This is a genomic window from Panacagrimonas perspica, assembly GCF_004364935.1.
GTDB classification, from domain to species: Bacteria; Pseudomonadota; Gammaproteobacteria; order Nevskiales; family Nevskiaceae; genus Panacagrimonas; species Panacagrimonas perspica.
Genome location: NZ_SOBT01000008.1, coordinates 2,154,388 through 2,168,409, shown reverse-complemented (window position 1 = coordinate 2,168,409; position 14,022 = coordinate 2,154,388). Strand labels below are relative to the sequence as shown.

11 protein-coding genes are annotated in these 14,022 nt (G+C 66.1%); 9 read left to right on the top strand and 2 right to left on the bottom strand.

The features are described from left to right. Nucleotides 1-6: 6 nt before the first annotated feature. The 9 genes from dmpH (at nucleotide 7) to DFR24_RS09755 (ending at nucleotide 10,539) form a co-directional block, all read left to right on the top strand. Nucleotides 7-795, top strand: a complete 789-nt coding sequence (gene dmpH, locus DFR24_RS09795; protein ID WP_133881078.1) for a 2-oxo-3-hexenedioate decarboxylase — start codon at nucleotides 7-9, stop codon at nucleotides 793-795. Nucleotides 796-826: 31 nt separating this feature from the next. After that, nucleotides 827-1,729 carry an acetaldehyde dehydrogenase (acetylating) gene (locus DFR24_RS09790; RefSeq protein WP_133881077.1) on the top strand — a complete coding sequence of 301 codons (903 nt, stop codon included), beginning with the start codon at nucleotides 827-829 and terminating at the stop codon, nucleotides 1,727-1,729. A 12-nt stretch (nucleotides 1,730-1,741) separates the two neighbouring features. Further along, nucleotides 1,742-2,791 (top strand): 4-hydroxy-2-oxovalerate aldolase, encoded by a 1,050-nt coding sequence (dmpG, locus tag DFR24_RS09785; protein ID WP_133881076.1) that lies wholly within the window; start codon nucleotides 1,742-1,744, stop codon nucleotides 2,789-2,791. Nucleotides 2,792-2,805: 14 nt separating this feature from the next. Beyond that, nucleotides 2,806-2,997: a 2-hydroxymuconate tautomerase gene (locus DFR24_RS09780; RefSeq protein ID WP_133881075.1), complete on the top strand. Its 192-nt coding sequence runs from the start codon at nucleotides 2,806-2,808 to the stop codon at nucleotides 2,995-2,997. A gap of 111 nt (nucleotides 2,998-3,108) precedes the next feature. Beyond that, complete coding sequence (locus DFR24_RS09775) at nucleotides 3,109-5,853, top strand: LuxR C-terminal-related transcriptional regulator (RefSeq protein ID WP_162851130.1); 2,745 nt, start codon at nucleotides 3,109-3,111, stop codon at nucleotides 5,851-5,853. 458 nt (nucleotides 5,854-6,311) lie between these two features. Beyond that, on the top strand, nucleotides 6,312-7,268 hold the full coding sequence (locus DFR24_RS09770; RefSeq protein WP_162851129.1) for a helix-turn-helix domain-containing protein: 957 nt from the start codon (nucleotides 6,312-6,314) through the stop codon (nucleotides 7,266-7,268). A gap of 246 nt (nucleotides 7,269-7,514) precedes the next feature. Then, nucleotides 7,515-8,585, top strand: a complete 1,071-nt coding sequence (locus DFR24_RS09765; RefSeq protein WP_210772292.1) for a Rieske 2Fe-2S domain-containing protein — start codon at nucleotides 7,515-7,517, stop codon at nucleotides 8,583-8,585. A 336-nt stretch (nucleotides 8,586-8,921) separates the two neighbouring features. Continuing rightward, nucleotides 8,922-9,500 (top strand): S-(hydroxymethyl)glutathione synthase, encoded by a 579-nt coding sequence (gfa, locus tag DFR24_RS09760; protein ID WP_133881072.1) that lies wholly within the window; start codon nucleotides 8,922-8,924, stop codon nucleotides 9,498-9,500. A gap of 79 nt (nucleotides 9,501-9,579) precedes the next feature. Further along, complete coding sequence (locus DFR24_RS09755; protein ID WP_133881071.1) at nucleotides 9,580-10,539, top strand: PDR/VanB family oxidoreductase; 960 nt, start codon at nucleotides 9,580-9,582, stop codon at nucleotides 10,537-10,539. 17 nt (nucleotides 10,540-10,556) lie between these two features. Here DFR24_RS09755 and DFR24_RS09750 read toward each other — a convergent pair whose 3' ends face one another. Together DFR24_RS09750 and DFR24_RS09745 are read right to left on the bottom strand one after the other, a co-directional pair. Further along, nucleotides 10,557-10,772 (bottom strand): VF530 family protein, encoded by a 216-nt coding sequence (locus DFR24_RS09750; protein WP_133881070.1) that lies wholly within the window; start codon nucleotides 10,770-10,772, stop codon nucleotides 10,557-10,559. A gap of 107 nt (nucleotides 10,773-10,879) precedes the next feature. Beyond that, nucleotides 10,880-13,654 carry a sensor domain-containing diguanylate cyclase gene (locus DFR24_RS09745; protein ID WP_162851128.1) on the bottom strand — a complete coding sequence of 925 codons (2,775 nt, stop codon included), beginning with the start codon at nucleotides 13,652-13,654 and terminating at the stop codon, nucleotides 10,880-10,882. Nucleotides 13,655-14,022 lie beyond the last annotated feature (368 nt).

The following is a 14,022-nucleotide window of genomic DNA, read 5'->3' as shown; positions in this document are numbered from 1 at the left end:
ACTCCCATGACGCTCGAACCCAACGTTGTCCGCCAGCTCGCCGAGTACCTCGAAAACGCCGAGCTCGAAGCGCGTGCCGTCACCAAGATCACCGACGCGCATCCCAGGATCGATCACGACGACGCCTACGCGATCCAGGCCGAGATCCGCCGGCGCAAGGAATCGCGCGGCCACAAGATCGCCGGCCTCAAGGCCGGGCTGACTTCGCGCGCCAAGATGAAGCAGATGGGCGTCGAAGTGCCGGTGTTCGGCCTGATCTTCGACTACATGAGCGTCGCTGACGGCGGCGAGATCGACGCCTCGAAGCTGATCCATCCCAAGGTCGAGGCCGAGATCGCGTTCGTGCTCAAGCGCCCGTTGCGCGGACCGGGCTGCCACATCGGCGCCGTGCTGGCGGCCACCGACTTCGTCGTGCCGGCCGTCGAGATCATCGACTCGCGCTACGAGAACTTCCGCTTCGACCTCACCAGCGTGATCGCCGACAACACCTCGTCGTCGCGCTTCGTCGTCGGTGGCGTCGCGCGAAGTGTCGAAGGGCTGGACCTGCGCACGCTCGGCCTGGTGATGGAGAAGAACGGCGAGATCGTCGCGATGGCGGCTGGTGCGGCGGTGCTGGGTCATCCGGCTGCGGCGGTGGCGCAGCTCGCCAACCACCTCGCGGCACGCGGCGAAGAGATTCCCGCCGGCACTTTCATCATGAGCGGCGGTGCCACCGAAGCCATTCCCGTCGCCAAGGGCGACGCCATTCATGTGCGCTTCCAGGATCTCGGAAGCGTGTCCATGCGGTTCGTCTGAAGCGCTCCGCTCGAATTCGAGGCTCGTACCCATGAAGAAAATCAGATGCGCCATCATCGGTCCCGGCAACATCGGCACCGACCTGCTCTACAAGCTGCGCCGTTCGAGCGTGCTCGACCCGGTCTGGATGGTCGGTGTGGATCCGACGTCCGAAGGCTTGGCGCGCGCCCGTGAGCTGGGACTCAAGACCACCGACCAGGGCGTCGACGGCATGCTGGCGCACGTGAAGGACGACGGCGTGCAGATCGCGTTCGACGCGACGTCGGCTTACGTGCACAAGGCCAACTCCGACAAGCTCAACGCGCTGGGCGTGATGATGATCGATCTCACGCCGGCGGCCATCGGGCCGTACTGCGTGCCGCCGATCAATCTCAAGGCGCATGCCGGCCGGCGCGAGATGAACGTCAACATGGTCACCTGCGGCGGGCAGGCGACGATCCCGATGGTCTACGCGGTGTCGCGCGTGCAGAAGGTGAAGTACGCCGAGATCATCGCCACCGTCTCGAGCAAGTCGGTGGGGCCGGGCACGCGCAAGAACATCGACGAGTTCACGCGCACGACGTCCGGCGCGGTGGCCAAGGTCGGCGGCGCCGATGAAGGCAAGGCCATCATCATCATCAATCCCGCGGAGCCGCCGCTGATCATGCGCGACACGGTGCACTGCCTGACGGTCGAGCCGCCGCGCGTGCGCGAGATCGAGGACTCCGTGAAGGCCATGCTCGCAGAGGTCCAGCAGTACGTCCCCGGCTACCGGCTGGTCAACGGCCCGGTGTTCGACGGCAACCGCGTGACCACGTTCCTGCAGGTCGAAGGGCTCGGCGACTTCCTGCCCAAGTACGCCGGCAACCTCGACATCATGACCGCCGCGGCCACGCGCACTGCCGAGATGTTCGCCGAGGAAATCCTCGGTGGGCGCCTGACGCTCGCCGCCTGAGAGAGACGTTCCATGACGAACAAACTGAGCGGTATCGCCGTCAAGACGCACGACATGTCGCTGCGCGACGGCATGCACCCGAAGCGTCACCAGATCTCCATCGAGCAGATGAAGACCATCGCCGCCGGTCTCGACCAGGCGGGCGTGCCGCTGATCGAGGTCACGCACGGTGACGGCCTGGGCGGCGCCTCGGTGAACTACGGCTTCGCCGCGGCCAGCGACGAGGAGTACCTGCGCGCGGTGATCCCGACGCTGAAGCAGGCCAAGGTCTCGGCGCTGCTGCTGCCCGGCATCGGCACCGTCGAGCACCTGAAGATGGCCGCCGACTGCGGCATCCATACGATCCGCGTGGCGACGCACTGCACCGAGGCCGACGTCTCCGAGCAGCACATCGTCGCGGGACGAAAGCTGGGTCTCGACACGGTCGGCTTCCTGATGATGGCCCACATGGCGTCGCCGGAAAAACTGCTGGAGCAGGCGCTGCTGATGGAGGGTTACGGTGCGCAGTGCATCTACGTCACCGACTCGGCCGGCTACATGCTGCCCGGCGATGTGGCCGAGCGGGTCGCCCACCTGCGCCAGCACCTGAAGCCGGAGACCGAGCTCGGCTTCCATGGCCACCACAATCTGTCGATGGGCGTGTCGAACTCGATCGCCGCGATCGAGGCGGGTGCACGTCGCATCGACTGCGCCTGCGGCGGCATGGGCGCCGGTGCGGGCAACACGCCGCTCGAAGTGTTCATCGCGGTGTGCAACCGCATGGGGATCGAAACCGGCGTGGACCTGTTCAAGGTCAGCGACGTGGCCGAGGACCTCGTCACGCCGATCCTCGACTTCCCGGTGCGCATCGACCGCAACTCGCTGACATTGGGCTACGCCGGCGTGTACTCGTCGTTCCTGCTGTTCGCCAAGCGCGCACAGGCCAAGTACGGCGTCCCGGCGCGCGAGATCCTGCTCGAGCTCGGCCGCCAGAAGATGGTCGGCGGGCAGGAGGACATGATCGAGGACACGGCGATCACGATGGCCCGCAGCGGCCGCTATTCCACCGCACAGGTTGCCTGAGCCGGAGAAGCACGATGCCCCTTGCGCAGATTTACCTGATCGATGGCCGCAACGAGGATCAGCGGCGGGCCGTCATCGAGAAAGTCACCGATGCGCTGAGCGAGGCGGTGGGTGCGCCGCGGGAAGCGGTTCGCGTGCTGATCGTCGATGTCCCGAAGGACAGCTGGGGCATCGGTGGGAAATCCGCGAAGGACCTGGGCCGGTAGCCCGGCCGGATCTCCACGATCGGAGCGGTCAGAATGACACCCTAGCGGCAAGTGGATCTCACACGGGCGCGCAACGTACGCGCCCGGTGATGCGAAGGAGGATCTATGTGGATGAAGCCAGGTGCGGGGACGACGCTGTCGACGAAATTCGTCCCGCCGACCAAGCGAAACGCGTTGGTGCAGCGGCCCGAGCTGATGGCCCGCTTCCTGAGCGCGCGCGACCTGCGCCTGCAGCTCGTGTGCGCGCCGGCCGGCTACGGCAAGACCAGCGTGCTCGCCCAGGCCTTCGCACGCCTGGCCGAAGACGGTCACAAGGTGTGCTGGGTGAGCCTGGACGAAGGCGACCAGGACTTGAGCCGTTTTATCCTCTACCTCGTGGATGCGATCCGGCAGACCGGCGTGCGGTTCGGGCAGGGCCTGTCGACCTTGCTCGGGTCCGGCGTGTCGGTGCCGGGCGACACGCTGAAGACGCTGCTGCTCAACGAGCTGGCGGGTCTGGACCAGGAAGTCCACATCTTCCTGGACGACTATCACCTGGTGCTGGGCCCGGACATCCGCGAGGTCATCGCGGCGCTCATGCTCTCGCCGATGCGCACGCTGCATTTCCTGATCGCCAGCCGCACGCCCAACGAGCTGCCGGTCAGCCGGCTGCGCGCACTGGGCCAGATCCACGAGGTGGAGATCGCGGACCTGATGTTCACCGAGAGCGAGGTCAGCGAATTCGTCGGCACCGTTCGCGGGACGCCGTTGAGCAAGACGCAGGTCACGCGCCTGCGCGACGAGACCGAAGGCTGGGCGGCCAGCCTGCAGATGGCGGGCATCGCGCTGCGTGGTATCGGGGATGTCGACACCTTCCTAAACGGCTTCACCGGCGCGCACAAGAGCATCGGCGATTTTCTCAGCGACGAGGTGCTGCGGCGCCAGTCGCCCGAGCTGCAGGAATTCCTGATCGCGACGTCGATCCTGAGGAAGTTCAACTCGGGCCTGTGCGACGCGGTGATGGAGACGCACGGCAGCCGCGCGATGATCGACGAGGTCGAACGGCTGAATCTGTTCCTGTTCTCGCTGGACACCGAGCACCACTGGTATCGCTATCACCACCTGTTCTCGGATTTCCTGCGCCGACGCTTGAACGAACGCTTCCCGCATCTGGTCGTCGGCTATCACCGCCGCGCGTCGCGGTGGCTGGCCGATCATCGCTTCGTGACCGACGCCATCGACCATTCGTTCCAGGCTAACGATCTCGATCGCGCCGGTGAACTGCTCGATTCGTCCTGCAGTGATCTTTTTGCAGCGGGGCAGACGACGACGCTCGTGTCGATGTCGTCGCGCCTGCCCGAGTCCTTGCGCGAACGCTTGCCGCGGTTGCAGCTCGAGCTCGCCTGGTCGAGCGAACTGTCGTGGAAATTCGCCGACGCCACGATCGCGATCGATCGCGTTCAGGCCGTACTCGACGAGTGGCCGGCCGATTCGCCTGCGAAGTCGTCGCAGGAACGCGCGTTCGTGGAGACCAAGCTGTCGCATCGACGCATGATGCTGGCGCTGCTGAGCGACGACATGCAGCAGGCCGAGAAGCTCTCGGTGGGCTGGCTGCAGGCGGCGCGCACGACCGATCCATTCATGTGCGCGTCGGCGGGATCCGCCGTCATGGCCTCACGGCGCGAGCAGTTCTCTTGCGAGGGCGTCATGACCTCGGCGCGCATGCTCCACGACCGGTTCATCGAGGGCGGCGCGTTCTACGGCGTGGTGTTTCATCAATGCATCGTCGGCGCGACGTTCCTGGCGCGCGGCGACATCCAGCATGCGCAGGAAGCCTACGAGCGTGCGCTGCAGATGGCGGTGGAACTCCATGGCGAGCATTCGGCGCTGTACAACATGCCGGCGCTGATGTTCGCGGAGCTGTACTACGAACGAAACCAGATCAACCAGGCCGAGGAGCTGCTGGCCCAGCGCGACATCACGTCCCAGCTCGGTTTCGTCGACAACCTGATCGCGGGCTTCGTCACCCGCGGACGCCTGCTGCGGTTGCGGGGCCGCGTGGCCGACGCCGAGACCTTGCTGGCGGAAGGAAGCTGGCTGGCCGAGCAATACGGCTTCGCGCGCATGCGCGTCATCCTGCTGCACGAACGCATCCAGCTGCTGCTGGCGGCGGGGCGCGGCAAAGAGGCGCATGCGCTGTTCCGCGACAGTCCTCTGACGGCGACGGCCGGGCAGACGCCGCCCGCCGATGGCGCGACGACGACGGATGCGGTGCTGGCGCTGATGTCGGCGCGCCTGGGCATCGAAGCGGGCGAGGAGCGCGGCTCGATGGCGCTGCTTCGATCCTGGTACGCGTTCGCAAGAGGCCGTCACTGCCACCGCATGGCGATTCACGCCGGCATCCTGCTGGCCAAGGCGACCGCGCGCTGGGGCGACCGGCGCGTCGCGCAGCGCGTCATGGCGGAATGCCTGGCGCTGGGCGAGGCGGGTGGGTTCGTGCGCTCGTTCGTCGACGAAGGCGCCGAGTGTCGCGAGCTGCTGATCGAACTCGACCGCTCGAGTCCTCTGCAAGGGTCGGCCAAGACCCACCGGTACCTCGAATCGCTGCTGGTCGCGATGGGTCACACGGTGCCTGCGGGAGCGGCAGAGGAGAATCCGGTTCCGTGTCGTGCGATGAACCAGGAAACCCTGAGCCAGCGCGAAATCCAGATTCTCGAACTGGGGGCGAGGGGACTTCAGAACCCGGATATCGCGAGCGCGCTGTTCCTGTCCGAGAGCACCGTGAAATGGTACTGGCAGCGCATCTTCGACAAGCTCGACACGCGGCGTCGTCCGGATGCGATCAAGCGTGCGCGGCAGATGCAGTGGATCGTCTGAAAATGTTCGTGCGGCGGATCTTTCTGCGGCCCGCCCATCAAAACGATGGCATTGCGCAACGGCGACCCGAGGGTCGCGTCCACCTGCCGGCTGGAGTCTGACTGTTCTGGTTGGTGCCTCCTCGCGGTAACGGCGAAAAACTGGGCCTCGATCAAAGCCAAGGTCCGCATCTGCGGCCCAGGCCATAAAGGGCAGGCCGGCCACGCGTCCGCCCACCAAGAGGAAGGCGCGTGAGACATTCGACTCCGTTCGCAGATGGCGCTTCGTCAGCAGTCGTGGCCCCCGTCGGCCGGGAGGCCATCCGGCGTCGGGGCGTCCTCGAGTCGGGCGTGGACTGGTTGACGGCGGCGGGATGTCAGCCGCCTGTGTCGCCGTCGGGCCTCGCGGTCCCGTCGCGATCGGGTTTTGTCGCCGAAGAACGACTCGACGGCGGCTTCCCGAGGCGCGGGCTCGATTTCGTGACCGGGCCGTCTCAAGCGTCGCTGGCGTACCTGGGTTCGTTCGAGGCACTCAAGCGCTGGGTCAAGGGCAGCCTTCCCTGGCTGAACGTGTCCAATCGCCATGGCGAGGCCTTCGAAGCCAGGGCCACGCACTATCGCGTCGGCTCCAGCCTTTTCCTGACGGTGCGGGCCGATGCCTGCGACGCCACGCGTTCGCCGCATCCCGCCGATGCGGCGCATCCCGGCTGCATCCAGGTGATATGGCCGCTGGCGGGCCGAACCGAAGTCGAGCAGGACGGCCGCTCGTTCGGCCTGGAGGACGGAGAACTCGCCGTCTGCGACACGTCGAGGCCGTATCGCGTGAGTCTGGCCGGTCGCGCGAGTCTCGCGGTGCTGCTGCTCCCTCATGACGCGTTCCCCGGATGGCAGCAGCTCGGGTCCTGCGTGTGCGGTCGCAGCATCCGCCAGAGCATCGCCACGCGGGCCGCGCTGGCCGCATTGATGTCGCTGAACAGCCTGCCGGCCGACGTGGTCGCGGGGCAGGGCGGGCCGGTGCTCTCGGCGGTCAAATGGATGCTGGGCAACGCCCTGCTGCAGCGCGAAGCGGCGATGGGCGAAGACGAGGCTCCCTGCGGGGCGCTCATTGCCAAGGCGCGGCAACACATCGTCGAGCACGTCGCCGATCCCGGGCTGAGTCCCGACGACGTGGCGTCGGCGCTGTGCATGTCCCGCCGTTCGCTGTACCTGCTGTTCAAGGCGCACCGGCTGACGCCGTCGAAGATGATCCACGACATCCGGCTGAACCAGGTCAGGCGTGCGCTGGAGGATCCGGCGCAGGCGCACCAGAAGATGACGCACATCGCGCTCGACGCGGGGTTCGCGGACTACGCGACGTTCAGCCGCCTGTTCAAGGCGCATTTCGGTGTCACGCCGAGCGATTTCCGCTCCCGGCACCGGCTCGCGCTGTGCGCCTAACCATCCCGGGATTCTCCTCGAATACGGAGCGCAACCCCGGGCTTCGCCCGGGCTGCGGTGGGCCGCTGCGGCCCGGATTTCGTCGTGCGATGGCCTCGGAAAAAGTCCAACCCTTTTGGTTAGAGAACCCACCCGCCGCGGCTCCTAGCATTTGGTGGCGCCCAGCAGCAGCGATCGAAGAACCCGCGCCGGCGCGTCAAGCAAGGCTTCCTTCGCCAGATCAAAAAAATTCAGGAGAACCGTTCCATGGCTGAAATCTTCCTCAAGAACGCTTGGTACTGCGCCGGTTGGGACCACATGGTCCATCAGGGCCGCAAGTCCATCGTCGCCCGCAAGATCGCCGGCGTGCGCGTCGTTCTCTACCGCAAGCCCGACGGCGGCATGGTGGCGCTGGAAGACCGCTGCCCGCACCGCCAGGCGGCGCTCTCGCTGGGCCGCAAGGAAGGCGATTCGCTGCGCTGCATGTACCACGGCATGAAGTTCCGCAGCGACGGCGTCTGCGAGGAGATCCCGGGGCAGGACACGATTCCCGAGAAGGCCTGCGTCAGGGCGTTCCCGGTGGTCGAGAAGGACAACTGGATCTGGGTCTGGATGGGCGACCCGGCGAAGGCCGATCCGAACCTCATCTGTTTCTCGGTCGGGCCCGGCGAGAAAGGCTGGAACCTCAAGACCTCGCAGATGCACGTCGAGACCAACTACCGTTGGGAGATCGAGAATCTCGCCGACCTGAGTCACCTGACCTGGGTGCACGAGAAGACCGTGGGCGGCGACCCTGCGTACGGGCAGATCCGGCCGAAGTACCAGATCACGCCGCGTGGCCTGAACACGATCTTCTGGGTGCGATCGGTCGATCCGACCGGCGCCGTGTCGCATCTGTTCCCGCCGGGAACCAAGCTGGATATCTGCTTCGACATCCAGCACACCGTGCCCTGCAACTGGATCATGCGCTTCCGCGCCTTCACGGCCGGTACGGCGACCGAAGGAGAATCCAACGGCAAGCTCGTCGTCGACACCTGGACCTGCCAGACCGTGACGCCCTGCGACGAGGACTCGGTCGACTACTACTACTCGTGGGGCTGCAGCGATTCCACCGAATTCCCCGGCATGAGCAACCTGCTCGGCGGAACGCTGGACGAAGCGTTCACCGAGGACAAGATCATGCTCGAGGCACAGCACGTCCGTCGCAAGGAAGAGCCGAACCGCAAGCTCATCAACATCGGACACGACGCCGGCCCCGGAAAGATGCTCTGGGTCCTGGACAAGCTGATCCGCGAAGAGGCGGGTGGCATGCCGACGCAGCAGGGCGTGACCGCCTGAGCCTGCGCACCGGAGCCGGCAGCTTCGATCCTTCGCCGGATCGGCTGCCGGCGCCGGCTTCCGGCTACGAACTATCGAGGTTTTCTAAACACAAGATTAAAGAGGATACCTCTCCCTTTGGGAGAGGTCGGCGCGAAAGCGCCGGGTGAGGGCCGCGCGGAGCGCGGTCGGGCAGCGCCCTCTGCGCGCTCCGCGCGCCCTCACCCCGTTTCGGGTTCAGGAGTGACTCAATGTCACTCCTGAACCCGAAACGCCTCTCCCAAAGGGAGAGGGAGTTAGTTTTTTCAGTTTTTCTTCCCGATTCATTTCCGCCATCCGCGCGACCCTGGAGTCACCGTGACCGCTTCCCTTTCTCTACATCCTTCGATCGACAACGGCGTGCAGCCCGGCGCCGCGCATCACGCCGGCGGAACGCTGCTGTGCAAGTGCCCGAGCCAGAAAGTGCAGGTCGCCGTGAAATCGCAGACGGCGCACAACCACGCCTGCGGCTGCACGAAGTGCTGGAAGCCCGCCGGGGCGCTGTTCTCGGTGGTGGCCGTCGTCGGCCGCGAGCACGTGTCGGTGATCGACAACGGCGACAAGCTCGCCGTCGTGGACCCGAAGGCCACGATCCAGCGTCACGCCTGCAAGAGCTGCGGCGTGCACCTGTTCGGCCGGATCGAGAACACCACGCATCCTTTCTTCGGGCTGGACTTCGTCCACACCGAACTGTCGCCGGAGAAGGGATGGTCCGCGCCGACGTTCGCTGCGTTCGTGTCTTCCATCATCGAGTCGGGGACGTCGCCCGCTTCGATGGACGCCGTGCGCGGCAAGCTCAAGAGCCTGGGCCTGGAGCCGTACGACTGCCTGTCGCCGCCGCTGATGGACGCCATCGCCACGCACGTGGCCAAGGCTTCGGGGGCGCTGCCGGCCTAGCGAAATTGCGCAGCGCCGGGCCGCGCTCCCAGGAGCGTGGCCCGGCGCTTCGACATCGCTGCTTCCCGATCTCTCTTCCATGCAAGCGGCAGCCCGCCTGGAGCTCGTCGTCACGGACGTTCGCAGCGAGGCTCGCGACGTCATCGTGCTGGAGCTGCGCGATCCCGGGCGCGGCGCGTTGCCGCGCTTCACGCCGGGTGCCCATCTCGAGCTGTATCTGCCGAACGGGCTGATCCGTCACTACTCGCTGTGCAACGACGCTGCGGAAACCGATCGCTATTGTCTGGGCGTGAGCCTGGCGCGCGACAGCCGCGGCGGCTCGCGTTTCATGCACCAGAATCTGCGCGTCGGCACGAAGCTGTCGACCAGCGTTCCGCGAAACAATTTTCCGCTGGAACTCGCAGCCGAGGAATTCGTCTTCATCGCGGGCGGCATCGGAATCACGCCGATCCTGTCGATGATCCGCAGCAGCGTGGCTGCGAATCGCCCGTGGCGGCTGTTCTATTGCGCCCGCAATCGCCAGCGCGCGGCCTTCTACGAGGATCTGAGCGCGCTGGCGCCGGATCGCGTGTACTTCCATTTCGACGACGAGCAGCAGGGACGGCTCTTCGATGCCGCGTCCGCGCTGCGGCTGGCGGGCGACGGGGCCCACATCTACACCTGCGGTCCGGCGCCGCTGATGAAAGCCGTGGAGTCGGCCACGATGGACCGGCCTGCCGATCGGGTGCACTTCGAATGGTTCTCCGCCGCCGCGACGGACACGCGCGCCGACACCGCGTTCACCGTCGTGCTGAGAAATTCCGGCGCACGTTTCGAGGTGCCGCCCGGCCGCAGCATTCTCGAAGTCCTGGAAGACCACGGCGCGGGTGTTCCGTACTCGTGTCGCGAAGGCCTGTGCGCCACCTGCCGCACGACGGTGCTCGCCGGCGAAGTGGATCATCGCGACACGGTGCTGACGGTGGCCGAGAAAGCGGGCAACCGGGAGATGATGATCTGCGTGTCGCGGGCGAAGTCCGAGGTCCTGGAGCTGGATCTGTAGAGGCGGCGTGCGCCTGGTCAGAACGTGGCGAGGTACAGCTCCTCCACCTGCTTGCGCGCCCACGGCATCTTGCGCAGGAACTTCAGGCTCGACTTCACCGACGGGTCGGTCTTGAAGCAGTTGATGTCGACCTGACGGGCCAGCTCGGCCCAGCCGTAGTGCTCCACGAGTTTCGTGACGATGTTTTCGAGCGTGAGGCCGTGCAGCGGATTCCGGGGTTGTGCGTCGCTCATGGGGCGAGGCGGAGCGTCGAAGCCAGTCTCATCGAGATGTTCTGCTGGATGGCGAGGCGGCATTCTGCAGCTTTCGCGTCGTGGCAATGCGTCGCTGCCTCCAGGGTCTAGCGATTCTCGACCACGGCGAGCCGACGCCCCTGCTCGGACAGCGTCCCGGCAAAGCAGACCCGGTTGCGCCCCGTGCGCTTGGCGTCGTACATCGCTTGGTCCGCGCGCCTGATCAGGCTGCCCACGTCCGTTGCATCGGAAGGGCAGTGGGCGCCGCCCACCGATACGGTGACGCCGGGCAGCGGAGATCCGCGGAAGAAGATGGGCAGCTTCTCGATCAGGGCGCGGATGCGCTCGGACGTGCCGCGCAGATACATCCCCGCGGGGTCGTCGAGCAGCACGGTGAACTCCTCGCCACCCAGCCTGAAGACGCTTTCTCCGGACCGGGACGCCTGCAACAGGGCCGCGCCGACGGCGCGCAGCACCTCGTCCCCGGCATCGTGGCCGAGGCGGTCGTTGATGCTCTTGAAGTGATCGAGGTCGATCATCAGCAGGCTGAAGCCCTCACCGCCGCGCTGATGGGCCCGGAAGCGGCGCTGCAACACGTCGTCGAAGTGCCGGCGGTTGAACAGGCCCGTCAGCGGATCACGCAAGGCTTGCCGATGCAGTTCTTCGCGAAGCCGCACGTTGCCGATGGCGAGGCCAATCTGTTCGGAAGTGGATTGCAGCAAGGTGCGATCCGGCGTGAGGTCCGCCGTGCGATCCCAGCGCAGATGGATCAGGCCGATGACTTCGCCGAGCGCGATGATCGGCGTGCACACGTGCGGCGCCTGGTGACCGTGCATGTCGGGCGTGTGCGGGCACAGCAGCGGGTCGCGCGGATCCTCGACCTGCAGGGTCTGTCCGCGTCGCATCGCCCAGCAATCGTCGGCCCCGATGGACGACGGACCGGTGTGCGCGAGATTCCAGTCGGCGAGATGGACGAACCGGCCCTTGCCGCCGTCCTCGATCCAGACTTCACCGGAGAACTGTCGGAACAGGCGCGGCAGGAAGCCGGCGACGATCCGGTTGGCTTCGCCCACATCCTTTGCGGCCGGCAGCGAACTCATCATCTCCGCCAGCACGCTGAGATCCCGCGTGCGGTCCGCCCAGCGGCGCGTGGTTTCCTGGAGCTGCCGCGTGCGCTCTTCGACCTTGCCTTCGAGCTGCGCCTGGCCGTCCTTGAGCTGGGCGATGGCCGACTGCTCGTCGGTGACGTCGTCCACCAGGCAGTAGACCGACCGGATCGATCCGTCCGGAGCGTAGAGGATGGAGTTGTACCAGTGGCACCAGACCGTCCGCCCATCCCTGTGCACGTTGCGATGGGTGCTGGTCGAGAAGTCTTGGCGCTCGATCTGCACCTGGTGGTTCCAGCGATCCATGACCGAGTGATCCGCCGGGTCGACGAATCCGAAGTCGTCGGGATGCCGCCCTATGACCTCGGCGGCCTTCCATCCGAACATCTGCTCGGCGCGTTGCGACCAGTAGGCGACGCGCAGATCGGGCGTCCATTCGATGACGCCCAGCGGCGAGTTTTCGAGATGGAATTCGCGGATCCGGCGATGCTCCGCGGCCTCTTCCTCCATCCGGCGCCTTTCGCTGATGTCCTCGATCACGGAGACGTAGCGCATCGGCGTCTGCGCGGTGCGATCGATCCGTCCGACGTGAAGGCGGATCCAGACGATGTGGCCCTTCTTGTGGAAGTAGCGCTTCTCCAGGATGTAGCTGCGTCGCTCGCCTGCGGCGACCTGTCGCGCGAGTTCGATGTCGACCTGCAGATCGTCCGGGTGCGTGATGGTCTGGAAATCCAGCTTCATCAGTTCATCGTTCGAGTAGCCGGTGATCTCGCAGACGCGCTGGTTCACGCTCAGCCAGCGGCCCTGTTCGTCAAGCAGCGCGACACCGACCGTCGCCTGCTCGAAGACGGCGCGAAGCTGGCCTTCCTTCTCCTGCACGGTTTCCAGCGCCTCGCGCAGCTCGGTGACGTCGATGCCCGCGGAGAAGAAGTACTGCAACTGTCCGTCGGCATCGCGCATGGCGCGGCTGAACCAGCGACACCAGGCGAACTTTCCGTTCTTGCAGCGGACCTGGCGAAGACTCTCGATGGTGTCGCGAGCGCCTGCGGCGAACTCGCGCATGATGTTTTCATGGTGATCGGATTCGTTTTCCGGCAGGACGCCGGCCTCGCGCAGCGTGCGTCCGACGACCTCGTCCGCGGTCCAGCCGAAGATCGCTTCCGCCTGCCGTGACCAGCGGCGCACCTTCATCTCCGGTCCCCACTCGATGAGGGCCATCGGCGAGTGCACGAACTGGAAGCTCTCCAGCGACTGCTGTTCCAGCGCCTTCTGTTCGGCGAGCTTCCGGTCGCTGATGTCGAGCACCATCATCATTGCGCGTGCGCGCGTGCCCTTGACCCCCGGCACGCGGCGGATATGCCGGGACAACCAGATCTCCGATCCGTCCTTGCGCTGCCACCGGGACTCGACGGAGTACTCCGCGGGCCCGCGCGTGTCGCCCAGGAAATCGTGCAAGCGGGTACGGTGCGTGTCCCGCTCTTCCGCGAGCAATAGTTCGCACAGTGCCATGCCGCGCAGCTCCGCTACGGAGTAGCCGGTGAGCGCGGCCATGCGCTCGTTGACGTCGATCCACTGTGCCGCGTCGTCGATCAAGCCGATTCCCGCCATCGCCTGCTCGAAGGCGCCGCGCGAGCGCTGCTCGCTCAGCGCCCATCCGCGGATCAGCCTGAACGCGAGAAGCGACCAGCCGGCGATCGCCACGGCACCCGAAATCGCCAGGACGGTTCGATGCCCCGCGTTCGGATTGGGCAGCCATTCGAGGATTCCGCCGAGCACGAACGTGCTGAGCAGGAAGAGTCCGATGCTGCTCGTCAGGACAGGCCAGGTGCCGACGCGAGTCGGCGCTCCTTCCGTGACGTGTACGTTCAGTGAAGCCTCCCTGCGATGTCCGCGATGCCCAGGGTGGCGACGGAAATCCCTGCATCGGCGAAGCGTCAAGCAAGTCCTGGACGAGGCCTCGCCGTGGGTGATGAGCGGTAGGAAAAAGCCGCGGACACGATCGTGCATCGACCTGATCGGCCGCTTGCGTTTGCGCAACATCTGCTTGCGCCGCAGGGGGATGGCCGCACTCGCGAATAGCGCGCAACGTGAAGCAGACAGAGGCGCATGCCTCCACCACTCCCTCACACAGACCTGGAGTCTTC

Coding starts and splice junctions, on each gene's coding strand:
- dmpH (WP_133881078.1), top strand. CDS start 7: ATGACGCTCGAACCCAACGTTGTCCGCCAGCTCGCCGAGTACCTCGAA.
- DFR24_RS09790 (WP_133881077.1), top strand. CDS start 827: ATGAAGAAAATCAGATGCGCCATCATCGGTCCCGGCAACATCGGCACC.
- dmpG (WP_133881076.1), top strand. CDS start 1,742: ATGACGAACAAACTGAGCGGTATCGCCGTCAAGACGCACGACATGTCG.
- DFR24_RS09780 (WP_133881075.1), top strand. CDS start 2,806: ATGCCCCTTGCGCAGATTTACCTGATCGATGGCCGCAACGAGGATCAG.
- DFR24_RS09775 (WP_162851130.1), top strand. CDS start 3,109: ATGAAGCCAGGTGCGGGGACGACGCTGTCGACGAAATTCGTCCCGCCG.
- DFR24_RS09765 (WP_210772292.1), top strand. CDS start 7,515: ATGGCTGAAATCTTCCTCAAGAACGCTTGGTACTGCGCCGGTTGGGAC.
- DFR24_RS09755 (WP_133881071.1), top strand. CDS start 9,580: ATGCAAGCGGCAGCCCGCCTGGAGCTCGTCGTCACGGACGTTCGCAGC.
- DFR24_RS09750 (WP_133881070.1), bottom strand. CDS start 10,772: ATGAGCGACGCACAACCCCGGAATCCGCTGCACGGCCTCACGCTCGAA.